This is a genomic window from Cellulomonas sp. plas2 (genome assembly GCF_057221735.1).
Genome location: NZ_CM170155.1, coordinates 2,922,269 through 2,945,092 on the forward strand (window position 1 = coordinate 2,922,269; position 22,824 = coordinate 2,945,092).

At 68.6% G+C, this 22,824-nt stretch carries 16 protein-coding genes; 7 read left to right on the top strand and 9 right to left on the bottom strand.

Annotation, left to right across the window (positions count from 1 at the left end):
* Nucleotide 1: 1 nt before the first annotated feature.
* From AC2TDM_RS13100 to AC2TDM_RS13115, 4 genes are all read right to left on the bottom strand, one after another.
* Nucleotides 2-1,087 carry a glycosyltransferase family 4 protein gene (locus tag AC2TDM_RS13100; protein WP_484634898.1) on the bottom strand — a complete coding sequence of 362 codons (1,086 nt, stop codon included), beginning with the start codon at nucleotides 1,085-1,087 and terminating at the stop codon, nucleotides 2-4.
* Nucleotides 1,072-2,484: an oligosaccharide flippase family protein gene (locus AC2TDM_RS13105; protein WP_484634899.1), complete on the bottom strand. Its 1,413-nt coding sequence runs from the start codon at nucleotides 2,482-2,484 to the stop codon at nucleotides 1,072-1,074. The genes AC2TDM_RS13100 and AC2TDM_RS13105 overlap by 16 nt, the downstream gene beginning before the upstream one ends.
* Nucleotides 2,481-3,746: an O-antigen ligase family protein gene (locus AC2TDM_RS13110; RefSeq protein ID WP_484634900.1), complete on the bottom strand. Its 1,266-nt coding sequence runs from the start codon at nucleotides 3,744-3,746 to the stop codon at nucleotides 2,481-2,483. The genes AC2TDM_RS13105 and AC2TDM_RS13110 overlap by 4 nt, the downstream gene beginning before the upstream one ends.
* A 224-nt stretch (nucleotides 3,747-3,970) precedes the next feature.
* Complete coding sequence (locus tag AC2TDM_RS13115) at nucleotides 3,971-4,894, bottom strand: Wzz/FepE/Etk N-terminal domain-containing protein (protein WP_484634901.1); 924 nt, start codon at nucleotides 4,892-4,894, stop codon at nucleotides 3,971-3,973.
* A 256-nt stretch (nucleotides 4,895-5,150) separates the two neighbouring features.
* On the opposite strand from AC2TDM_RS13115, the gene AC2TDM_RS13120 reads away from it, so the two are divergent.
* Nucleotides 5,151-6,203 carry a glycosyltransferase gene (locus tag AC2TDM_RS13120; protein WP_484636461.1) on the top strand — a complete coding sequence of 351 codons (1,053 nt, stop codon included), beginning with the start codon at nucleotides 5,151-5,153 and terminating at the stop codon, nucleotides 6,201-6,203.
* 20 nt (nucleotides 6,204-6,223) lie between these two features.
* On the opposite strand, the gene AC2TDM_RS13125 is transcribed toward AC2TDM_RS13120, so the two are convergent.
* Together AC2TDM_RS13125 and AC2TDM_RS13130 are read right to left on the bottom strand one after the other, a co-directional pair.
* Nucleotides 6,224-7,408, bottom strand: coding sequence for a hypothetical protein (locus AC2TDM_RS13125; RefSeq protein WP_484634902.1), 1,185 nt, complete (start codon nucleotides 7,406-7,408; stop codon nucleotides 6,224-6,226).
* Nucleotides 7,409-7,549: 141 nt separating this feature from the next.
* Complete coding sequence (locus tag AC2TDM_RS13130) at nucleotides 7,550-8,356, bottom strand: Mu transposase domain-containing protein (RefSeq protein WP_484634903.1); 807 nt, start codon at nucleotides 8,354-8,356, stop codon at nucleotides 7,550-7,552.
* Between the two features lie 851 nt (nucleotides 8,357-9,207).
* Here AC2TDM_RS13130 and AC2TDM_RS13135 point away from each other — a divergent pair.
* Nucleotides 9,208-9,807 (top strand): hypothetical protein, encoded by a 600-nt coding sequence (locus AC2TDM_RS13135; RefSeq protein WP_484634904.1) that lies wholly within the window; start codon nucleotides 9,208-9,210, stop codon nucleotides 9,805-9,807.
* Nucleotides 9,808-10,520: 713 nt separating this feature from the next.
* On the opposite strand, the gene AC2TDM_RS13140 is transcribed toward AC2TDM_RS13135, so the two are convergent.
* The 3 genes from AC2TDM_RS13140 to AC2TDM_RS13150 all read right to left on the bottom strand — a co-directional run bounded on the left by AC2TDM_RS13140 (nucleotide 10,521) and on the right by AC2TDM_RS13150 (nucleotide 13,857).
* Nucleotides 10,521-11,777, bottom strand: a complete 1,257-nt coding sequence (locus AC2TDM_RS13140; protein WP_484634905.1) for a glycoside hydrolase family 26 protein — start codon at nucleotides 11,775-11,777, stop codon at nucleotides 10,521-10,523.
* Nucleotides 11,774-12,331, bottom strand: coding sequence for a hypothetical protein (locus tag AC2TDM_RS13145; RefSeq protein WP_484634906.1), 558 nt, complete (start codon nucleotides 12,329-12,331; stop codon nucleotides 11,774-11,776). The genes AC2TDM_RS13140 and AC2TDM_RS13145 overlap by 4 nt, the downstream gene beginning before the upstream one ends.
* A gap of 74 nt (nucleotides 12,332-12,405) precedes the next feature.
* Entirely contained in the window at nucleotides 12,406-13,857 is a 1,452-nt protein-coding gene (locus AC2TDM_RS13150; RefSeq protein ID WP_484634907.1) for a glycosyltransferase family 2 protein, read from the bottom strand.
* Between the two features lie 201 nt (nucleotides 13,858-14,058).
* On the opposite strand from AC2TDM_RS13150, the gene AC2TDM_RS13155 reads away from it, so the two are divergent.
* The 5 genes from AC2TDM_RS13155 (at nucleotide 14,059) to AC2TDM_RS13175 (ending at nucleotide 22,795) form a co-directional block, all read left to right on the top strand.
* Entirely contained in the window at nucleotides 14,059-15,096 is a 1,038-nt protein-coding gene (locus tag AC2TDM_RS13155; protein WP_484634908.1) for a glycoside hydrolase family 26 protein, read from the top strand.
* A 164-nt stretch (nucleotides 15,097-15,260) separates the two neighbouring features.
* A complete protein-coding gene (locus AC2TDM_RS13160; protein WP_484634909.1) occupies nucleotides 15,261-17,912 on the top strand; it encodes a helix-turn-helix transcriptional regulator in 2,652 nt (883 codons plus the stop codon).
* Between the two features lie 145 nt (nucleotides 17,913-18,057).
* Entirely contained in the window at nucleotides 18,058-19,473 is a 1,416-nt protein-coding gene (locus AC2TDM_RS13165) for a glycosyltransferase (RefSeq protein WP_484634910.1), read from the top strand.
* Nucleotides 19,470-21,542, top strand: a complete 2,073-nt coding sequence (locus tag AC2TDM_RS13170; RefSeq protein ID WP_484634911.1) for a right-handed parallel beta-helix repeat-containing protein — start codon at nucleotides 19,470-19,472, stop codon at nucleotides 21,540-21,542. The genes AC2TDM_RS13165 and AC2TDM_RS13170 overlap by 4 nt, the downstream gene beginning before the upstream one ends.
* Complete coding sequence (locus AC2TDM_RS13175) at nucleotides 21,539-22,795, top strand: right-handed parallel beta-helix repeat-containing protein (protein ID WP_484634912.1); 1,257 nt, start codon at nucleotides 21,539-21,541, stop codon at nucleotides 22,793-22,795. The genes AC2TDM_RS13170 and AC2TDM_RS13175 overlap by 4 nt, the downstream gene beginning before the upstream one ends.
* Nucleotides 22,796-22,824 lie beyond the last annotated feature (29 nt).

Genomic DNA, 22,824 nt, shown 5'->3' on the forward strand with positions numbered 1-22,824 from the left:
GTCAACCTTCCAAAGCGCAGCGATACGTATCAAGCACGCCTGCTGCCATTCTGTCGAGAGTGAACTCGCGAGCATGAGCTTGCCCGGAGTCACCCATCGTCCTCCGTCGCCGAGGATCTCTAGCTAGCGAGTTCAACGCCGCCGCTAGGGCAACCGGGTCATCCGGAGCGACAAGCACGCCGTCGACATTGGCACGAATCAATTCCGGCACGCCATCAACAGCGCTCGCAACAACCGGAAGCCCCGCAGCCATCGCCTCAATACATACGTAAGGCAAAGCCTCCCACCTTGATGGCAAGCAGAAGATGTCTGCTTCGGCCATCCGCGCGTCGACATCGCTGTCCCAACCGATGAAATTGACGCGATCCTCGGACCAATTGTGACGGAGGCGCTCAAGATGTGGTCCCTCACCTACGATGACCGCGGACCAGCCCTCGCTTCGCTGGCTTGCGGCCCCGAGTACGTCGTGCCCCTTCTGTCGTATAACGCTGCCGACGCTGACAACCTTCACGCCGTCGGATGCGTCGGTCCTGAGGCCGGCGAATTTTTTCGCGGGACCTTGCTTGATGCCGTTCAGCACAACGTCTACGCGATTGCTACAGCCGTACCTCTGGCTGATGAAAACTTTGCTAGCCTGCGAAACGGCAATAACGCGATGGGCGGTGCGCAACTGCAGAATCTTGAAGGCGCGTTTCACAAGTAGCGCAAGCACACGGCGCGTTCCCGCAACCACCACGTCCGGATCCGTAGCGTCCGTTCGAGGCAGATGCTCAGTGACAATTACCGTGCCGCCTACCGCGCGCGCCACGAACACCGCGCACCAGCCGAGTAGGTCGAGCGTGTCGGCAAGATGAAGATGCCAGATCGATCCACGCGATCGCGCAGCGGACCTCAGCGCACTCATCCGTACCAAGGTGATGCCTGCGTCCCGCGGGGGCGACCAATTCGTAGGTTGGCCATGGGGCAGTACGACTGCAATTTGGCTCTCTGCGTCCACCTGTTTGAGGGCCGAGGCTAGATCGATGACGTGGCGAAGCACTCCCCCAGACTGAGCAGAGGTCGAGACGAGGTTTATGCGCAGAGCCATGCTTGCCACCTCCTAGGTAGGAACTCACGCGGAACGCCGCGTATCGAGCACAACATTGTAAGATAAACAGAGCAGAATAGAAGCGCGCTGAGAGGAAAACTGGCACGAACGGATGTAGCAGCAGCCGTCGCGGCAGCAATAGCAATTAAGGGGCGCGCCGAGAGCTTCAACAAGGGCGCGAACGACATTCTCCTAGCGAAATAGACCACGGCGACCGCTACTACAACCACCTCCGTAACGACCGTCATAATAGCCGGCGCGACAGCACCATAGATCGGGATAAGCGCTAGGTTGCCCGATACATTTACGATCATTGCGATGCCGGTTTGTAGCAGCATGGCACTGCGACTCTGGCTGGCGATGTACAGCATTGCGAAGACGTTCGCCAAGCACATTAGTGGCACCGAGGCCATCAAGACACGCAGGGGCGCGACCGAACTCGAGTACTCGGGGCCGTAAACGAGAACTGTCACCTTCGGAGCGAACAGTGCCACGGCCACCGCCCCGGGAACAACCGTAACCGCCAGCCAGTGCCACATTGAGCCCGCCATATTCGAAAAACTCTCGCGATCGCCTTGCAGGGACGCAAGTGCGGGCAATGCGATCGACGTAACGACCATCGGAATCTGCGCCGCGATGCCCACGAACTTCTGGGCAGCGACATACTCGCCCACACTCTCTGCCGTCGCCAGGCGAACCAGGAGGAGAACGCCCGCCGACGTGTAAAGAGACGAAAGGATGGACGCCGCACCTATAGGTGCGGCCTCACGCAGATAGGCGCGTGCGCTCGTTGGGCGCGAGTTCGGCCTTTGGCCGCGCTTTCGTATCAGCGCATACACGGCAAAACTGCCGACGATACTAGACACCGCCATCACTGAGGCGAATCCGAGAGCTGTTGCGCCTACAGCCGAAAGCACGACCACTGCCACAAGTTGGAAGAAAACCACAACCATGTCACAAAGGGTCAGTTGTCCGACTGAATGGTCCGCATAAAACACCTGGCGGAGTACCGCGAAGCCACTCGCCGCTATCGCCGGTGCAAGCACCAGCGTGACTATGCCCTCTGTGGTGCCAACACCCACGACGATCGCAATGGCGCAGGCACTCAGTGCCAATATGCAGCAGAGGGTGCATTGGAGAACCAAGGCTGTTCTAGCACCCGCTGACTCCAAACCTTGAGCACCGATGCGACGAGCAAAAGTCTGGGCTATACCGAAGTCGCTGAATCCAACGAGTAGAGTGAACCACGCAAGTCCCGCGCTGTACTCGCCGAAGGCAGCAGGCTCCAAATTCCTCGCGACGATGATTGACACCAAGGCGGTGACGCCCGAAAGTATGATTCGACGAACAAGGAGTAGTGCCGAGCTTTGCCCCACACGCTGAGACAGCGTACTCATAGCGCGACTCCGACTAGGCCTTTGGTGTCACGCCCTAAGCGTGCGGCGACGCCGGCAGCGATACCGAAGACCGGCGCAACCGCAGCAGCTGTTGCACCGTACTTCAGAACGACGACATCGGTAACGCAAGCTATCGTCAATGCCGCGGTAGCTCCGGCGATGATCGCACCCACATCTCGATTGCGTCGCAGTACGCGCCGCAGGTCGGACCAAAGTAGGCCAGCCGCGACGAGAACCGCGAGGAGACCGAGAATTCCGCTCTCCGATAGCACCTGAAGGTAGACGGAATGCGCGTGCGTGTACTGAGTAGCGCCTGGCGCCGTCGCTTGCAGCCTTTCGGTCACCCGGCCGACGCCCAATCCCGCTATAGGATTATGTGCGAACGCCTCGAGCGCGCCTCGCCAGAACTCTATTCGGTTGAGGTCGCCCGATGCCGTCGTCGCAACGGAAGAGTCCGTCGGCGCCAAGATCGAGGCGGCGCGAGTCATGAACTGTCGGCCACCGACGAGTGCCGCTACTCCAATCGACGCCGTCAGCACCACGATGAGGTAGAGCAAACGCCGCGCACGATATCTCGACGATGCCAGTGCGAGCGTAGTCGCAAGACCCACCAATAGACCGATCGTCGCCATACGCGACAAAGTGAGCGCCGTGCCGAGAACCACGATGGCCAGGACCGCTAAAGCGCTGGCACGAATCGTCCAATTCATGCGTTGCTCAGATGCACGCCAGGCCAGCAAGGCCAGTGCCGGCGTCGACACACACAGCGCAGTCCCTAGGCTGATGGGGTCGGGGAAGAGAGCGCTAGGTCGCACAGCTGACCCAAAGGCGTAGTATGTGTCTGGATCGACGTCAGAAGCGCCGGAGTAAGGATTGATCGTCACGCGGGCGACATACTGATAGATGGCTAGAGTGGCCTGCGTTGTTGCCATAAGCGCCAGTCCGCAGACGACCCACCAGACTCCCGCCTCTGAAGCTGCACAGGCGAGCGCGACCAGCGTCACGACCACGATGGCGCTTATGAACACCTCCGCGAACGTGTTGACGCCCGCGCGATTCCCGAGTAGGAGCGGAAGCGCCATGAGGCAAAGTGCCGGCACGAGCGCTCGTGGCAAGCGACTGGGACCGAGAGTAGGAGGCGTCACGAAAATCGTCGTGACAATGCCCATCAAGGCGAGAGCCGTCGTAAGGGTGAGTGACATCCCGCCGAAGTTCGCCGAAAAATTTGACAACGGGCTTGCAAGAATCGCCGCGGCGCCCAACGCCTCATAGTAGCGACCGATAAATACAACTATTGCAACTGCGAGCGGGGCAACAACAGTTACGCCGTACTTGAGGGCGCTAGGACTGTCAAAGATTAGTTTCTGAGTTAGTCCCGATGCCCCCAAGAGAGCCATGACAAGAGCCAAGACACAAATCAGATGCCGCACGACGATGCGCGAAGAGAGCGCTGCACCAAGAACGCCTACACTTTGTCGGCCCAACGTCACTCAAGGTTCCTTGCCATAGACCCGGGATTGCGGCGAATGGGGAGATTCGCAGCCACGCCTAGGCTGACGGCGAGGGCGATAAGTGCGCCAACTAGTGCGTACAGGCTCGGAAGCGGTGCAACTAGGACCGCTGCCGTCGAGGTCGAGACTTCGACTGACACGTCGCTGGGCCTCGTGATTGCCGCAACTTGGCGCTGCAACTCGAACAGGTTCGATCGAGCCTGACGCGCGTCGCTGCGCGCGGCGTCCAAGGACGAGTCCAGGCGTAAAGCAGCGTCCGGCGCGACGTCCGTGTTGCTTGCTAGCTCACTCTCAAGTGCCGCTACTCTGGCGTCCGCTTGCGCAACTGCTTCGGACGCTTCACGTTCTAGTTGCGTGAATTCGGCGCTAGGACCACTCCGCACGGCGAGGCGCTCGGCCAGCACCTTCGAGATTGCCGCTACTCCTGACTCTGCGTCCGCCGCCGAAGAAGTACGTAAGGTGAGCCGGACGACATTCACGTTAGCCAAGGCCACTGCTGATACCTGCGCGAGAACCTCGGGGGCAACGTCAGACTGCGCCGCGGCGTCCGTGGCGACGGGTGTCGTGCGCGCGATCTGCGCAGCCTGCGCTGCCAGACCGTTGGTGGCGCTGATCACGTCCGCGGTCGCGTTACCCGACGGTGCGAACACAAGGTCAGCGGTGCTCGAGTACGTAGGTGGGATCGCCGAAGCGACGGCGAAGGTTGCGGCTCCGACGAGGACCGTCGTCGCTAGCACGGTGAACTTTCGCGACCACACACGCCCCAGCCTCTGGTTCGTAAGCGCAGCCCGTCCCGCTACCGTGGACCGGGCAGCCGGCGGGCGTTGATGCAGGTCAGGCGCCTGGTCGCGCCTCTCGCTCGTCCTTGGTTCAGTCCCGGCAGATTCATCGATACTCACTTGGCTTTCGTCTCCCCGTCTGGGCTTCGATGGCTACCGCGCCCGCACACCCGCGCGCCGTCCGAGCACCCGCGGATCTAAGCACGCCGCGGGCCAGTGATCCGCACACTTGATCCAAGTCACACGGCAGCGTACAAAGTGACCTGTCGGGGGGGAACTAGCCTGACGCACCAGGTACCCATCTCACCAGCGTCGACGGTCGCGTCGGAGCGCGCGGTGCAGGCTGCGGAGGCAACAGTTGGACGAGCGTCCTGTCGTGCTTCATGTCGTTGAGTCGTACGGAGGGGGGGTTGCCGCTGCGCTCCATCAGTATGTGGAGGCACTTCCCGACTACAGGCACGTCCTGGCCGTCGTGACGCAGGCTGGGTCCCAGGTCACGGTTCCGCCACATGCAGAGCTCGAACTGCAAGTTGTGCAACTGCCGAATGGTCACGCGTCGGCGACACTCGCCCTTAAGCAAATCATTCGTGACTTGCAGCCGTCAGTGGTTCATGCTCATTCGAGCTTTGGGGGAGTCTATGCGCGCCTCGCTACTTCAAGATTGAAGCGGCGCATCGTGTACACACCCCACTGCTACGCCTTCGAGCGAGCAGACGTCTCGGCGATGAAGAGAACGGTTTTCCGGACTGTCGAGCGTGTTCTCGCAATTAACACCAGCGCGATCGCCGCCTGCTCCAATCGCGAGGCAGAACTTGCCGGCGCGCTTGGTGTCCAACTCGTCGAGTATGTGCCCAACGTTGCCCGGAACGCGCCTCTCGGCTTGGGGCAAGCGACCGCTTCCAGGCGTAGCAGCTCGGCGCATCCCTTCGTCGTCGTAGGAGTCGGGCGGATCACCCCTCAGAAGGACATCCACTTTTTTGCAGCCGCCGTTGCAGCCGCGCGTCGATCTGGCGCCGACATCGAGGCCATTTGGATCGGCGGCAGGCAGTCAGCGGCGAGGCTTGACAATGGTTCGCTCCCAGCTGGGGTCACGGTGACCGGATGGTCGTCGCAGGAAGACGTATTCGCAACCCTCAGGCGTGCGGACGTGTATCTGCACACCGCCCGGTGGGAGGGTTTTCCGCTCAGCATCATCGAAGCCGTGGCCGAAGGGTGCCCCGTGATCGCGAGACGCATTCCAGCGCTACACGGGATGCCAGATGAATTGCTTTTCGACGACGCTGCAGACGTTGGAAACTATCTTGCATCGTGTGCTGCGAAGGACCTAAGCCAATGGCGGACCCGAAACGTAGAACTGTGGGCCCGCGCCCTGGCCGACAATAGTCGTAGCACCCAGGCCGAGCGCTTGGCTGCAGTGTACGGCTTGTAGTCGCTACGCCGTCGGCCTCACTACTGCGAAGGGACGGTTCGGCAGGTTGCGAGCAGGCCTGCGTCGGCCACTATGACCGCAGCGGCTCTTGTGGCCCAGGCCTGATATACACCGATGTTTGAGTACGTTGCGGACTGGTAGAAGAAATCGGCAACTGATCGGACTTGGCGACCAGCTGCGTCGGATAGGTCCCTGCGTCCAGAAGCCGACGCAACAGCAAGCGCGCCGGTGTTGAGAGGGACGCGCCTATTCGCCTCGACGAGTCGGGTTCCTCCGGAGGTGTCCAGCAACCACGTGCTCTGGTCTGTCTTCGTGAGTAACTGATTAACGAGCAGATTTAGGAGCCAACGGCTTCGCTCGTCCATGATGGTAAGCGTCATGATGCTCGCGATATCCGCCTGGAACTGCGTGTAGTCAGCATCAAACCCAAAACCCGTCCCCCCGTTCTCCGCGAAGTAGCCTCTGCCATCAGAGCCGTCTGCGGTCGTCGGGTTCACCACCATGCGAAGTCCCGCGCCGGGCCACCGACGTTGATCCGGCGAGGTGACGAATCGCCAGGCGGCGTCGTACAAGTTCTTGTAGGACGCGTCCCCCGACATCCTCCATGCGATTCCCGCAACCGCAGCGTTTGCTAGGGAAATGTTGCCGTTGGTGTACCAGACGAAATTGCCGTTCTGTCGCAACCAATTCACCGCGTTCAATTCTGCGGCAATCCAACGATCGCTGGTATCCGCGGTAATGCCACCGCTGGACATCAATATCTTCCAGGTGAGCCCCAAGTTAAGGCTGGCGAAGACCGTTTGGATGTCGTTCCCGGTCTCGCCCCCGTAGCGGGGTCCGAACGACCCGTCGGCGTTTTGGTGCTTTGAGATGAGTGAGTTCATGGTGTCGATTGCAATCTGCCGATACCGCGTGTCCCGGGTTTGCATCCACAGGCCGGCGGCCGCAACGCCGGGACCGACGTCACACCGCGTGCATGGAATTCCTGCGTGTCGCCACTCGCCGTTCTCGTAGAATTGTGCATCCGAGATGGACGATCTCGAAATGAGGCCGTCGAGCCCCCGTTTGATCTGCGACGTGAGATACGAACGATTCTCTGCGCTGTAGACCCACCCGGAAGTCGGCGTTACCGTGGTATCTGAGATGGATGCGGCCGCTGCAGGGGCTATCGGCGACATCACGATGAGGGCGGCCAGGGCCGCCATGATCTTAGCTCCCATTGCAGTAGCTGCTGTTTTCCTTCGTCCAAACACGCGCCCCGCCCCCTATGTGCACTCCACCGTTCCTGTCGGCCACTCACCAGCGTCGGCATCGCTCCTTCGGGTCATGATCGCCCCGGGCCGACATCACCCGGTTGGCGCAACCGTCCGACTCATGCGATCCGGCGGGACCGGCTGACGGTGGGTGTCGTTGCCCTGATTGTGCATAGGCCAGCTCCACTGGATACGTCCAGAAGCGCGTGCTCGAGCCGCACAGCGAAAGTCGGCGCGCTGGCGAGCCGTGCGCGAGATCCGAGCCTCCTGACGCAATAACCTCACGATTCGCCGGCTCAGCCCTGACCCGCGCTGGCAGGACCGTGCGTGTTGGCCCACGAGCGTGCCGTTGGCGCGGATGGTGACCTGGTGCAGGTCGGCATGCACGTCCATGATCTGCCCGATCACGCGCGGGTCGACGGAGTAGTCGTTGCCGTCCAGGCGCACGTAGTAGTCCCGCCCGAGCCGGATCCGCAGGTCCCACTCGTGCGCCAGCGCGATCGACGGCAACGCCACCATCGCGGCCCGGTCCGCCACGATCAGGTCCACCGGACGCGCGCCCAGGGCACGGACCGTGCGCCCGTTGGCGCGCGTCAGCCACGACGTCAGCTGGGTGGTGAAGTCGCGGCCGTCGATGAAGGTGCGTCCGGGTACAAACGAGGTCTCCAGGTACTGGTTTGCTCGCTTGACCACGCCCTTGGTCCCCGGGTCGTACGGGCGGGCCTGGACCAGCCGGGTGACCAGCGTTTTGCAGAACTGGCCCACGCCCTCAGCAAGCCGGCCCCGGCGCCCGATGCCGGCCTCGTTGTCCCATAACAGCCGCCGCGGAACCGCGCACAGCGGGCCCAGCAGCCGCCACGTCCCAGTCAGCAGGTCTCCGGTCGTACGCGAGGGCAGCATGACCGCGGTGATGAGCCTCGGGTGCGCCGGCGACCATCACCAGCACCGGGAACACCGCCGTGCTGCCGGCACCGGTCGCGACCCGAACCGGCGGAAAACACAGGTCGCACTGGACCGTGTCGCCCGGTGCGTGCTCGAGCCGATCAGCGGGGTCGGGGCGCTGGTAGGCCGCGCGCAGCGGGCGGACCCGCTCACGGAACCACGTGATCGACCCGGTCCAGCCCACCCGCTTCGCCGGGACCGCGCCCGGCAGTTGCGGCTGCTCGGCCCCGCAGCGCCTGCACCCGGGCCCCGAACTGCGTGAACGCGTTCGGCCCCGACGCGCGCTCGTACTTCGGCGGCCCCAAGGACGACGCCGCCCGCGCGACCGTCGCTGCGACCTACTTTTCGTCCGTCGTCGACAGAGAGCCAAGCGATGGGCACGCTGTTGGCGGACTTCGAGCCCGCTCCTCAGGTTCGGCTCACTGCGCGGCTGGCGGGAGTGCCGGGCCTCACCCGGAACACCCTCCTGGTCGCGCTCTTGGCCCTCTATCCTTTCCTTCGTGACCATATGGGGCAGGGACCTCGCGACACTGTCAGATGCGGCCGAGGCCGGACGCAGGGAGAACAACTTCGACGTGCTTCGGTTGATTGCTGCGAGCATGGTGCTGGTGTCTCATTCGTGGCCACTCACGGGCGGCCCTGAGCCCGGTTTTCCTGGCACTCGAGACACTCTCGGATTCGCCGGGGTTTTGGTATTCTTCTCAATTAGCGGATATTTGGTCACCTAGAGCTGGGCAACCGACCCGCGCCCGCTGAGCTTCATCTGGAAACGAGCACTGCGGATCCTGCCCGCCCTGATCGTCTCCGTGGTGCTCACTGCCTACGTACTCGGTGCCGCGCTCACAACGCTTCCCATTCGCGACTACTTGTTGTCGAGCGGTCCGGCGAAGTTCGTGATCGGCAACGTCGCGCAGCTCACATACTACGACCTTCCTGGCGTTTTCCGCACTCACGCAAACACCTCCGCGAACGGCTCGCTCGGCACGCTCCCGGTCGAGGTCAAGGCCTATGCGATTCTGCTCGTTGTCGGAATGGCGATCGCGACCAGGCGGCGTCGAATACGGGCTTTGTGGGTTTGCGCCCTCCTACCCGTGGTGGTCCTGTCGTGCGCCACGGGGGTGAAGGCCGTGCACACCCTGATTCTGCTATTCAGCCTTTTCGCCGGGGCCGCTTCATATTACCTGCTGCGAGATCGCATCCCGCTTCACCCGGCCCTCTTCGTGTTGGCGGTTATAACTTGGCTGGGGTCCTACTGGGCGGGCGACTTCATCCACGTGGTAGCGACGGCCGTTGCCTTCCCCTATGTGACCCTGTTCTTGGCGTACCGCGGTCTCGGGCGCCTCCATTTCCTGACCGCGCCCGGCGACCTGTCCTACGGAATCTTCATCTGGGCGTTCCCGATTCAGTAAACGTTGGTCGCGCTGGCTCCCACGATCAGCGCGCCCGTGCTCGTCCTGGCCGCAGGACCTGCCACATATTGTGTCGCCCTAATTTCCTGGCGATTTGTGGAGCGGCCGGCGCTCAAATTGAAGCGCCTGGCCGCTCGTCCTTCGGCGCCCGTCGAATCGCAGCCGACTCGCTCAGAGATTTAGTGCTACTGCTACTGCTCGTGGACGTTGGTCCGAAACGCCCACAGGCAGTGCGGTTCTGGTGCCGACCTGCCCACACGACGTCAATCTCGAGCGATTGCCTCTCACTTAGGAAGTACTCACAGCCACCGATCCTGGCGCACATCCTAAGACTGCCGCAAAGAGCGCCTAGGCCGCTACACTTTTGGGCAGCGGGCCGACCTTCCTCAAGTTCCCGCTCACCCGCGGCAACCAGCAGCCAGCCCGAAAGCCAATCATCCGAGGCGACCGCGCGGGTCACTTACCGCGGTCGTGGACGTGCCCTGCCGCTCGGTCCTTGCGTCGAGCACGTACCTCTGCCCGCGATTACGCCTTCCTGGCGGACGTTTGACTTTGATGCCAAGGGATTGATGACGCCGACCGTCGTGGTCTTCGCGGCATACGCGACATCAGAGGCTAGAGCACGCCCTCGTGACTCTCGGCAAGATCGTCGCCCAATACCGTCGAGACTGGTGCTGGCCACTGACGCCCCCGCCGGGTAGGCAACTCGCCGCTCACCCCAGGCCGAGGTATCGCTCGTCCCTGACCTGCTCCACCATTGCTTCGCGCACGCTTGGATCAATCGTGGCACGCCAGTCGACGACGCCGTAGTTCTCCTGCTCGGACTTCTGGTGCTCGAACCAGTTGAGGAGCTTGATGCGCGGGAACTGCTCCCCCAGGCCCAGCACCTGCTCCATCCACGCCGTCTTGATGGCCACCTCGCTGGCGCCCGACGGCTCGTCGGTGTTGTAGAGCGCGCTGGTCTCGGAGATGGCCATCGGCTTGTCCGTGGCGTAGGTGGCGTAGAAGTCGGGCACGCCGGTCTCGTCGGGCGCGAAGCCCTGCGTCGCGGAGTTGCCGCCGGCGTAGGTGCCCGTGAGCTGGGCGACGAAGCGGCCCTCCTCCGGGACCTCGTTGGCGGCCCACGGCCAGGCGTAGCCGAACCAGTAGAGGGTCAGGCCCACCCAGTCCACGACGTCGTCGCCGGGGTAGAACGGCGCGTACATGTCGTCGGACATCGTCAGCGTGCCGTCACCGTCCGTGTCCAGGACCGCGAAGTCGGCGGTGCCGGGGACGGCGGTGTACTGCCCGCCGTCGTACGGGTAGCCGCCGCCGTAGTTCGGCGACCACACCATGGCGTTGCCCGGGGCCTGCGCGTGCACCACGTCGGCAACCGTGCGGAAGGCGGCGACGTACGCCTGCGGCTGCTGGCCCCACGGGTACCAGCCGCCGTTCATCTCGTGCGCGAACCGCACGAACACGCGCGGGCCCAGCTCATTGATGGCCACCAGCGTCTCCGCCAGGGCCTCGGCGGGCGCCACCTCGGTGGTCAGCCCGCCGAAGGGCTCGAGCGTGAGGTAGACGTCGGCGTCGAACGCTGCGGACTGCTCCGCGGCGGACATGAGCGTCGCGGTGTCCTCCACCGACAGCGGGTACTCGAGGAAGATGCCGTACTGCTCGGCGCGGATGCCCGAGCGCTCGACGAGCGCCGCCGGGCTGTCGGAGGTCCAGGCGACCTGGAAGCCGAAGCGGGTCCGGCCGTCGGCCGGCTCGAGCGTCGTGACGTCCTCGTCGATGACCACCGGCTCCGACGGGGTGGCAGCGGCTGGCGCGGACGCCACGCCGTCGGACGCCTCGGCGGTCCCGTCGGAGAGCAGGGGCAGCGCGTACACGCCGACCACTCCCCCGAGGGCGGCGACGGACGCGACGGCGGCGGTCAGGACGACGGCGGTACGACGCAGGCGCGAGGTGCAGACCACGGCGGCGCTCACCGACCCTGCGCCGTGTTGTCGGCCGTGTCGGCGGCGTCGGTCGTGACGGCGGTGCCGGCGTCGAGACGCACGACCCGGTCGGCCAGCGGCCCGACCACGGCCGTCACGTCGGATGCGCGGCGACGGCCGCGGCGACCCGCGCGCGCCACGCGCGGCAGCGCCGGGCGGTGGGTGGCGTGCAGGATCCGCACGACGAGCAGCGCGAACGCCAGCCCGAGCACCAGGGCGAGAGCGGCGGCGCCGGGCAGAGCGTGCACGACGAACCGCGCGGTGTGCACCAGCGGCGTGCCGATGTAGACGACGAGGACGGCCAGCGCCGCCAGGCCGAGGCCCACGGCGGCCAGCGGCGAGCCCCGGCGCGCGGACGTCGCCGCGAGCGACGGCATGGCCGCGGCGGGCGGGAAGGCCAGCACGGGCTGGGACCCGTCCACGGCTGCCGCGAGGGCGACAGCGGCGCCCTGAATGGGCGTCGCGCTGGCGCGGCTGTCGCCCTTGGCGGCGGCGGGTGGGAGGGTCGGCGACCGGTCGGGGCCGGTGGTCTCGGGCACGGGCATGGCAGGTGTCTCCAGCAGGTGAGCGGGGGCGCGGCAGTAGGGGGCCGCGCGGGGACGACGAGGTGGGGTGGCGGTCAGTCCGCGAGCGCGGCGAGCTCGTCCTCCGCCGACCAGGCGGCGGTGGCGTCGGCGGTCAGCGTCTTCGGGGTCGGCTGCCAGAACACCTCGCGGCGGCCCAGCCCCCACTCGACGACGGCCCACAGCCCGGCGGCGCTCTCGATGAGACCGGCCGCGGGCGCGACGGCCACGGCACGCGCGATCTCGGTCCACCGGTGGGCCCGGCTCATGCCGGCCTCGGCCACGTTGTACCAGGCGCCGATGCCGACGGACCCCAGCCACAGGCCGCCGAGCACGGTCAGCCACACCATCGCCGGCCAGGGCAGCGGCGACGCCTCGTCGCCCAGGAGCGCGCCCACCGACCGCGCCAGCAGCACGGGCAGGACCAGCAGCGACAGCGAGCCGACGACCGCGCCGAGCGCGAACGTCATGATGCGGAACCGGGTGCCCCACACGATGCCGAGGCGCGTCCGGGCCGGCAGGGCGCGGAACTCCGGCAGGCGGCGGTTGAGCGCCATGCCCTGCAGCACGCCGAAGATCCAGCGGTGACGCTGCTTGAACGCGCTCTTCACCGAGAACGGCGGCTGCTCGAGCATCGCGCAGCCGTGCCACCCGAAGACGTCGCTGCCGGCCGCGGTGTACGCCTTCATGCCGAAGACGTAGTCCTCCGCGATGAGCGGCTGCCCGTCGAGGGCGCCGATGTCCCAGCCGAGCTCGTTCTCGAAGGCCTCGTCGACCACGAGGTTGGAGCCGTGCAGGTGCAGCGGGACGCCCTCCTCCATGACCTGGCGGCACTCGAAGCAGCCGACGGGCCGGTTGGCCTCCATCGCGCGGCACAGAGCGCTCGCGTCCAGGTACTCCAGGGGGTAGTAGATGGGCCCCTCGAGGACCTTCTTGTCCGTGCCGGCCAGGTGCTTCACCAGCTTGCGGAACTCCGACGGCGTCAGGACGCTCTCCTCGTCGTAGTGCACGACGAAGGTGCGCCCCGGCTTGGCGTTCCAGCCCTCGCGGCGGCGCTCGACGACGTAGTGCAGGCCGCGGGCCTTGAGCTGCGTGCCGCCGGGCGTCTGGTAGTCGGCCGGCAGCAGCAGGACGGAGACGTCCACGGGGGCGCCGTCGTAGCGGGTCTGCAGGAGCGTGGCCTGGTCGAGGGACTCCGTGACGACCTCGACCGAGAGGAACTCCCCGTAGAACTCCGGGTCCTCCGCCGCGAGCGCCATGACGTTGTCGATGCCGCGCTGGATGACCTCGCTGCTGCCGGCGGAGCCGCGCGTGGTGATCTGCACCTTGACGAAGGGCACGGCCGTCAGCCGCAGCTCCGCGGTCGAGACCGCGTCCCGGTGGCGGTAGCGCCGCCAGGAGAACAGGAAGCTGCGCCAGTAGGACAGCATCCGGATGCCGATGACGGAGATCCCGACGAACAGCACCCAGCCGAGGGCGGCGGAGGCGTGCGCGAGCACGGCGGACATGGCGTCTCCTGAGGATCGAGGAAGGGCGCTCACGCCGTCGTGAGGCAGCACGGTGGTTCGTCCGGAACCGTAGGGATGTCCGATTCGCCCGGACAGGGCCGGGCGGGTGAGGAGGGGCGCCCGTCGCCGGCACCTCACACCGTCGGCTGACGTCACCACCCGATCGCGCGCGGGCGGCCCGGTCCGGTCGATGGGGCGGCCGTGGTGGGATCGGGTCTGCGGCGGTGGACGGCGCTCGTCGTCGGGGTGCTGACGGGGCTCTTCGGGCCGGTCGGGGTGGCGGAGGCGGCGGTGGGTGTGACGGCGGCGGGTACGACGAGCACCGCGGCAGCCACGGTCGTCGCCGACGGTCCCCTGTGCCCACCCGGGACGGTCGCGGTGCGGACGGCGGCGCGGCCGGCCTTCGGCACGACCGTCCCGTGGGGGCCGCTCGACGCGCGGGCGCTGGGAGCGACGGAGACCCTCGTCGGGCGGCACGTGCAGTACGTGCACTGGTACACCGGCCTCGGTGAGCTGCCGGACCCCGCGAAGCTGCAGGCGGTCGTCGACCACGGCTCGGTGCCCGTCATCACCTGGGAGCCGTGGGTGTGGACGGGGGGCGTCGACCAGCCGGCGTACCGGCTGACGGAGATCGCCGGCGGGCGCTGGGACGCGCAGCTCGCCGCGTTCGCGGACGTGCTGGCGCGGTGGGGCGGGCCGGTGCAGGTCCGCTGGGGGCACGAGATGAACGGCGACTGGTACCCGTGGGGCACCGGCGTCAACGGCAACGCCGCCGGGGACTACGTACGCGCCTACCGGCACGTGCACGACGTCCTGACCGCCCGGGGCGCGCGGCAGGTGACGTGGGTGTGGTCGCCGAACGTCGTCTACCCCGGCTCGACACCGCTGGCCGGCCTGTACCCCGGGGACGCGTACGTCGACGTCGTGGCCGTGGACGGCTACAACTGGGGCACGAGCGCGCCCGGCAAGCGCTGGCAGACGCCGGAGGAGGTCTTCGACGGGACGCTCGCGCAGGTCCGCGCCGTGGCACCGACGAAGCCGCTCATGATCGCCGAGACCGCCTCGAGCGAGCTCGGCGGGGACAAGGCCGCGTGGGTGCGGCAGCTGTTCACCTGGGCCGACGCGCAGCCCGACCTCTTCGCCGTCGCGTGGTTCGACGAGGACAAGGAGACGGACTGGCGGATCGCCAGCTCACGGGCGTCCGTGGCCGCCTTCCGGGAGGCGCTCGCGCCGCGGTGACGCCCACGGCTGCAGCAGGCCCAGCGGTCGGACCTGGCGCGGTTCCGGCACTGGGTCTTTCGTCCGGATATGACCAGTGCCACAGTGGACCGGGCCCGCCGGCCCCGCCACTTCGGCAGCATGGGAGGCGGGCGGCCGCGCGGCAACCCGGGGGGAGAGCAGCGATGCCGACCGACGGGAGCACGCTCCTCGAGCGACCCGTGCTGGACAAGGCGCTCGGCGCGCTGTCCGACGCACGTCGTCGCGGGCTCGTCGTCGTCGGGGCGCCCGGGGTGGGCACCTCGACGCTCGCGCACCAGGTGCTCGAGCGAGCGGCAGGGGTCGCGCTCACGCTGCGCGCGTCCGCCGCCTCGCGCGACGTCCCCTACGCGGCCCTGCTGCCGTTGCTGCACGAGGAGCCCGAGGCGTTGCAGGGACCGGCGCATGCCCTGGGTGCGGTCGCGCGCCGGCTCCACGCGCTCGGCGCGGGGCAGGCCGTCGTGCTCGCCGTGCACGCCGCCCAGCACCTGGACTCTGCCAGCAGCCTGCTCCTGCTCGCCCTGACGGCCGAGGACGCGTGCCGGCTGGTGCTGCTCACCGACGAGGTGGAGCACCTGCCCCCCGATCTGCGCGCAGCCGCTCTCGACGGGGTGCTCGGCGTCGTGCGGGTCCGGCCCCTCGGACGTGCGGCCCTGGGGCGGCTGGTCGAGGCCCGGTGGGGCGAGGTGCTGCCCGCACGGTCCCTGCAGACGTTGCACCGGGTGACCCGGGGGCACCTGCGCTCGGTGGCCGCCATCCTCGACATGGCCGACGACGCCGCCCCGGGCTCCGACCCGGCGGTCCGCCTCGAGACCGCACTGGACTCGCTGGTGTGGGGCGCCCGTCCGCTGCCGGCGCTGCTCTCGGCCGTACCCACGGCGGTGGCCTCCCTGTCCTCGACCGAGCGGTCGCTGCTGGACGCGCTCGCCCTGTCCGGCGGGCTCGCCGTGGGCACGCTGCGGCGAGCCGTCGACCAGGACGCCCTCGACGTCCTGCTGCGGAGCGGCCTCGTGCGCCTCGTCGAGCAGGACGACACCGTGGTCGCACCGATGGACGAGGTCGTCGCCGCCGCGGTACGCGCGCAGGCGGGGCCCACCCGGCGCTCCCGACTGCTGGAGGCGTGCTACCCCGACGGCCCGCCGGCACCGGGGACCGCGTGCGGTACGGGCTGGATCCGCTGGGCTGCGGCGTGCCGCGTCCCCGTCCCCGTGCGCCTGGCGGCGTCCGCCGTCGTCGCCGCCGTCGAGACGGGCAACCTCCTGGCGGCACGGGCGACGCTGGCGGCCGCTGCACCCCACGAGAGCCCAGAAGTGGTCTCCCTGCTGCGTGCCGTGGTGCTGGCGCGCGAGGAGGGGTTGACGCCGGCCGCGCTGGAGGCGCTGGTGCGGCTCCCTGCGCTCGACCTCGCGGACGCGGACCTGTGCCGCCTGGTCGCCTGGTCGTTGCAGCAGACGCTCGACGTCGTGCCCGAGGGCGGCGGGCAGTCCTGGGCGGAGCACCTCTTCGGGTCGCTGACCACCGGCGACCGCCTCCGCACGGCTGCCACTTCCCACGGGCTCCGGGCCTGCCGGGAGCTGCACCAGGGCCGAGCCCTGGGAGCGATCGCGCTGCTGCGCGAGGAGCTCGTCCGACCGGCCGACGGGTCGGCGGACCCCGCGCTGGTCGCTCGATGGCGGCGGCTGCTCACCGCCCGCCTCGAGGTCGCCGCGGCGCTGAGCGGCGGGGCCACGGGCATGACGGAGCCCGACCCGCACCACGACGCGGGCGACCAGTACCTGGTCCCGCTCCTGCTGCGCTTCCTCACCGGCGAGGCGGTCGCGGCGGCCACCGTGGAGGACGGGGTGCCGCAGCCCGCGCCCGCGCCGTGGCCGCTGCTCGGCGACCTGCGGCCTGCCACGGCGACGTACCACCACGACCTCGTCGTAGGGCTCCGCCTGCTGGTGCGCGGTGACGTCGAGGCGGCACGGCGATGGCTCCGACCGGTCGCCGCGGCCCTGCGACCGTCCGAGCTGCTCGCGTCCCGCCTGGCGTCGGTCGGTCTGGTCGCCGCGGACGCGCTCGAGGGGACTCCCCCTCCGGTGGCGGAGACCGAGCCCGTGATGGCACGCGCGCCGTGGGTGGTACGCCGGTGCTGGACCCTGCTGCACCTGTGGGCGCGTGGCGCCGCGGGCGACACGGGGGCGACGGAGCTCCTGCTCGACGAGGGGACGGCGGACCTCGCCGCGGGACGGCACCTGACAGCCCTGCGGTTCCTGCTGGCCGCGCTCGTCCTCGGCCGCGAGGGTGCAGCGGCCCCCCTGCTCGGCGCGGCCCGGCAGGTGCGGGGGCCCGTGGCCGCTCGCGCCCTGCCCCTCGCGACGGCCGTCCGGGACGGGGACGGGGACGCCCTCGCGCGGATCGCGCTCATGGCGGAGGACGAGGGCCATCGGATCCTCGCCCTCGCGGTCGCCCGCCTGGCGCACGTCCACCACGCCGTCCCGGCCGACGTCGAGCACGCTCGGCGCATGCGCTCCATCCGCGCCCGCAGCGTCCGCGTGCCGGGCGTCGGCGAGCCGGCACGGGTCCGCGGTCTCACGCCACGGGAGGGCGAGATCGCGGCCCTCGTCGCGCGCGGGCTGCCCAACGCGGAGGTGGCGCGGCTGCTCCAGCTCTCCGTGCGGACCGTGGAGGGTCACGTCTCCAACGTCTTCGCGAAGCTCGCCGTCTCCACGCGCGGTCAGCTGGCGGACGTGCTACGCACCATGGGGGGGACGGTCGCCGAAGGCGGTACGCAGGTGGCACTTCGCTCCATCGGGTGACACCTGGTGCAGCGGTACGCGGGTGAAAACGGACGAAACGGGTAGTCCTCGCTCTGCCGTCACCGACCTCCCCCCTCCTAGCGTCCAGGCATCCGGACGGCGACCGCCCCGCGGTCGCCCCCCTCCCACCAGCCGAGGACCGCTGATGCCGTTCACCGCGCAGCTCCTGCCCGACCAGTGGTTCGTGGTCGGCGAGATCACCCCCGAAGACCTGTGGAAGGCGTTCCCGCTCGCGTTCGCCGGGCTCGTCGTGTGGGGCCTGTGGCTCTACCGCGTCATCCTCTCCGCCCGCGCGGAACCTGTGCTCAACGACTTCCGCACCACGACCTCCGTGGTCGTGCCGTCCTTCCACGAGGACCCGGACATCCTCATGGACTGCCTCGCCACCTGGCTCGCCCAGGACCCGACCGAGGTGATCATCGTGCTCGACGTGGCGGACACCGAGGCGGAGACCCGGATCCGTGCCCTCGGGGACGCCCGCGTCCGACCGGTCATGTTCCGGCACGCCGGCAAGCGCTCGGCGCTGGGCGTGGGCATCCGCCAGGCGACGTCCGAGGTGATCGTCCTGGTGGACTCCGACACGCAGTGGCAGCCCGGGCTGCTGGCAGCCGTGCAGATGCCCTTCCTCGACCCCGACGTGGGCGGGGTCGGCACCCAGCAGAACGTCTTCGCCCGCGAGACCAGCGTCTGGCGCCGTATCGCCGACTGGCTGGTCAACCTGCGGTACTACAACTACGTGCCGGCCATGGGCGCCGCCGGCGCGGTGGCGTGCCTCTCCGGCCGGACGGCGGCCTACCGGTCCTCCGCGGTCCAGCCCGTCCTCGAGAACCTCGAGAACGAGTTCTTCCTGGGTCGCCGGTGCATCGCCGGCGACGACGGCCGGCTGACCTGGCTCGTGCTCGCCTCGGGGTACCGCACGGTGCACCAGTCGAGCGCGCGCGCCCTGTCGATGTTCCCGTCGTCCTTCCGTGCCTTCGTCAAGCAGCGCATCCGGTGGAGCCGCAACTCCTACCGGTGCTACCTGACGGCGGCCGCGAAGGGGTGGTTGTGGCGGACGCCGTTCGTCACGAAGGTGACCGTCCTGCAGATCCTGCTCACCCCGGTGACGATGGGCATCACCCTGGGCTACCTGCTGTTCGCGCGGATCGACGGGACCGCCGTCAGCATCGTGCTGGCGGCTGCGTGGCTCCTGCTCGGCCGCGGCATCCGCGGCTTCTCCCACCTGCGACGGCACCCGAAGGACCTGCTGATCCTGCCGCTGCTGACGCTCGTCGTCATCCTCGTGGCGCTGCCGATCAAGCTGTACGCCTTCGTCACGATGAACAAGCAGGGATGGCTGACGCGTCACGCGGACCGCACCGGGGGTGACGGCCAGACCGCCGCCACGCTGTCCAGCCGGGCCACCGGACCGGCAGTGGACGTCCTCGCGGGCGCTGGGGCCACCCCCGTGGCGGCCGCGGCCGCGATGCCGCCCCTCGCCGCAGCCGTCGCGGCGGCGGGCCCACCTGCCGGGCACCCGCTCGACCCGGACGCGACCGGTCGGACGGAGGTCCTGGCATGAGCGGCCGTCCCCGCCTCCTCGGCGCCGCACTCGTCGGCACCCTGCTCGGCGCCTCCCTGCTGGTCGGTCCCGCCTCGCCGGCGGTGGCCGCGGCCACGACCGAGGAGCCCACGACCGACGAGACGTCGTCCACGGTCGACTACCCGGGCAACGCCCGCACGGAGCCCGCACTCGTGGCCGACGAGGAGGACCGGCTCGCCGACGTCCAGACCGTCGGCCGCATGATCCAGTGGGGCAAGCTCCCGGTCTTCGGCGCCTACCGACTCAGCACCGGCAACGCGTACACGCTGGTGCTCACGCGGCGCAGCGAGCCGTACGGCGTCGCCGACCTCCTGCGGCTCGCGCCGCAGACCTTCGTGCGCGAGCCGGACGGCACCTACGTGCTCAGCGAGAACGTCGTCGTGCAGCCCGGCGCCCGTCTCACCCTGTCCAGCACTGGCCCGCTGACCATCCGCATGGCGAGCGACACGGACCGGTTCGTCTCCATCGTGAACCTCGGCGGTGAGCTCGAGATGATCGGGACCCAGGCCTCGCCCGTGACCATCCAGAGCTGGGACCGCGACGGCGGCCGCGCGGACACCCGCACCGAGGACGGGCGTGCATACGTCCGGTCGGTCGGCGGCAAGGTCACCCTCGAGGGCGTCACGTTCGAGGACCTCGGCTTCTGGAGCGGACGGACCGGCGGCGTCGCCCTGACGGGGGTGGACCGGCCCAGCGAGGGCGCGCTCGAGGAGTACGGCCGCGACCTGGGCGACGCCGTCGCCGCCAACAACCACGCGTCCGGGCTCGACGTCCCGTTCGGCGTCGTCCCCGACGCGAACCAGCCGCAGGTCGACCCGTCCGCCGAGCCGGCCGAGCCGGCGGCGGAGCAGAGCGCCGCCGCCTCCGAGCTGTCGGCGGCGACCGACGGCACCCCGGTAGAGGGCCTGCTGCCCGTCGGCACCCTGCCCGTGCCCTACACGGACGACGAGGACCCGGAGTACAGCTACGTCTCCGCCAAGGTCTCCGACGCCACCTTCGACGGGAACGCCTTCGGCCTGTTCGTCTCGAGCGCCAACGGCGTCGACATCTCCGGGTCCGAGATCCGCAACAGCATCGTCGACGGACTGGTCATGCACCGGTACGTGGTCAACGCCGCGGTCGCCGACACCATCTCCTCCGACAACGCCGGCAACGGCATCGTGCTGGCGCGAGCCACGACCGGGATCGTCGTGAGCGAGGTCACCAGCCGCCGCAACGGGGCCAGCGGGATCGTCGTCCGCGGCAGCGCCCTCGCCGACGGTCCGAGCGCCACGGGCATGCCGGTGGGTGACTACGGCAACAACTCCATCAGCAACAGCCGCTTCGACGACAACGCACGGTTCGGGATCGAGATCATCGGTGGGACGAACATCAGCGTGAACGCCAACGACCTGGCCGGCAACGACATGGGCATCGTCGTGCGCGACGAGGCGACCGACGTGACGCTCGTCGGCAACCACCTCGAGGAGAACGTCCGGCACGCCATCGCGCTGCGTGACGGCGCCCGCGACGTGGGCATCTCCGGCAACGTCGTGGCGAGCAGCCCGACCGCCGTGTACGTGCGGGACTCGACGGCCCTCGTCGAGCGCAACACGATCACCGCGGCCACGCTGCACGCCTTCACCGTCGTCGGGTCCAGCGACGGCACGCTGATCCAGCAGAACACGGCCGAGGGCCGCGGCCCGAGCGCCATCGACGTGAAGCGCGCGACCGACGTGACCGTGGGCGAGAACGACCTGTCCGCGTGGACCAGCACGAAGCCCTTCTGGACCATCGTGCGCAACACGCTCCAGCCCCTGACCGTCATGTGGCTGCTGCTGGCCGTCCTGCTCGTCGCGACGGCGCTGGCCGGCACCCGCCACCGCCGCCGCCGGCGCAAGGAGCACCCGTACGAGGCGCAGCGCCGCCTCGCCGAACTCATCGAGATGCCGTCTGCCCTCGAGACCGCGCGCGGGACGCTCGTCACGGCGGGTGCGGCCTCGCCGGCGGGCGTGGGCGTGTCGTCGGCGACCGGGACGGGGCGGCACGCGGAGGGGGCTGGGACGTGACGGCGGTGCCCGGGCACGCACGTCGGCGGCGGAGGGCGGCGGCGGTGCTGACCTGCGCCGCCCTCCTGCTGGTCGCCGCCTGCTCCGCGGACGGGGCCGACCCCGCCGCCGCACCCTCCGAGGCGGTCGCGACCGCGCCGGTGCCCGTCGTCGATGCGGGGACCCCTGGCGGCGCCCCGCTCGTCGGGCAGGACGGGGCGGTGACGTCCCGGTCCCCTCGGCCGTCGGGCGAGGACGACGGACAGGACGGAGGCGACGAGAAGGACGACGACGAGGACGAGGACGAGGACGACGAGGTGCGACGCATGGAGGCAGCGAGCCCCTTCCCCGACTGGATGACCAGGCCCACCGCTGACGCGTCGGTGTGCCCGCGGCCGACGGTCCGCGTCCGGGACGGCGACGAGCTGCAAGCCGCGCTCGACGAGGCCGGGCCCGGGACGTCCATCTGGCTGGAGCCCGGGGAGTACGACGGCGAGTTCGTCGTGACCGGGTCCGGCACCGCCGAGGAACCGGCGGCGCTGTGCGGCAGCGCGGACGCGGTGCTCGACGGCGACGGCTGGCGCGGCGGCTACGTCCTGCACCTCGACGGCGCGCAGCACTGGGTCCTGCACGGGTTCACGGTGCGCAACGGGCAGAAGGGCGTCATGGCCGACGGCACGGTCGGCACGACGATCAGCGGCCTGACCGTCTACGGGATCGGCGACGAGGCGGTCCACCTGCGCCGGCACAGCACGGACAACCGCGTCGTGGACAACGTCATCAGCGACACGGGCCACCGCCGGGGCAAGTTCGGCGAGGGGGTCTACATCGGCACCGCCACCAGCAACTGGGAGAGCATCACCGACGGCGAGCCGGACCGCAGCGACCGCAACGAGGTCGCCCGCAACGCGATCTACGCCACCACCAGCGAGGCGGTCGACATCAAGGAGGGCACCTCCGAGGGGGTGCTGCACGACAACCAGTTCGACGGCTCCGGCATCACCGACGCCGACTCCTGGGTCGACGTCAAGGGCAACGACTGGGAGATCCGGGACAACGTCGGCCGGTTCAGCCCGCTGGACGGGTTCCAGACGCACGACGTCGCCGACGGCTGGGGCACGCGCAACGTCTTCACCGGCAACAGCGGCGCGATCGACGCGGACGAGGGGCACCTCGTCGCCCTGCGGCCGGTGAACGAGAACGTCGTGCGCTGCGACAACCGCCTCGAGGGCGACGGCCGCTCCGCCGGTCTCAGCAACGTCGACTGCCGTTGACCGTCGCCCCGCCTCGCACGTCCGCACCG

Excerpts from the sequence above, each read along its gene's own strand:
- AC2TDM_RS13165 (WP_484634910.1), top strand. The coding sequence starts at position 18,058 with ATGCCGTTCACCGCGCAGCTCCTGCCCGACCAGTGGTTCGTGGTCGGC.
- AC2TDM_RS13160 (WP_484634909.1), top strand. The coding sequence starts at position 15,261 with ATGCCGACCGACGGGAGCACGCTCCTCGAGCGACCCGTGCTGGACAAG.
- AC2TDM_RS13105 (WP_484634899.1), bottom strand. The coding sequence starts at position 2,484 with ATGAGTACGCTGTCTCAGCGTGTGGGGCAAAGCTCGGCACTACTCCTT.
- AC2TDM_RS13170 (WP_484634911.1), top strand. The coding sequence starts at position 19,470 with ATGAGCGGCCGTCCCCGCCTCCTCGGCGCCGCACTCGTCGGCACCCTG.
- AC2TDM_RS13100 (WP_484634898.1), bottom strand. The coding sequence starts at position 1,087 with ATGGCTCTGCGCATAAACCTCGTCTCGACCTCTGCTCAGTCTGGGGGA.
- AC2TDM_RS13125 (WP_484634902.1), bottom strand. The coding sequence starts at position 7,408 with ATGGCGGCCCTGGCCGCCCTCATCGTGATGTCGCCGATAGCCCCTGCA.
- AC2TDM_RS13130 (WP_484634903.1), bottom strand. The coding sequence starts at position 8,356 with ATGCTGCCCTCGCGTACGACCGGAGACCTGCTGACTGGGACGTGGCGG.
- AC2TDM_RS13145 (WP_484634906.1), bottom strand. The coding sequence starts at position 12,331 with ATGCCCGTGCCCGAGACCACCGGCCCCGACCGGTCGCCGACCCTCCCA.
- AC2TDM_RS13150 (WP_484634907.1), bottom strand. The coding sequence starts at position 13,857 with ATGTCCGCCGTGCTCGCGCACGCCTCCGCCGCCCTCGGCTGGGTGCTG.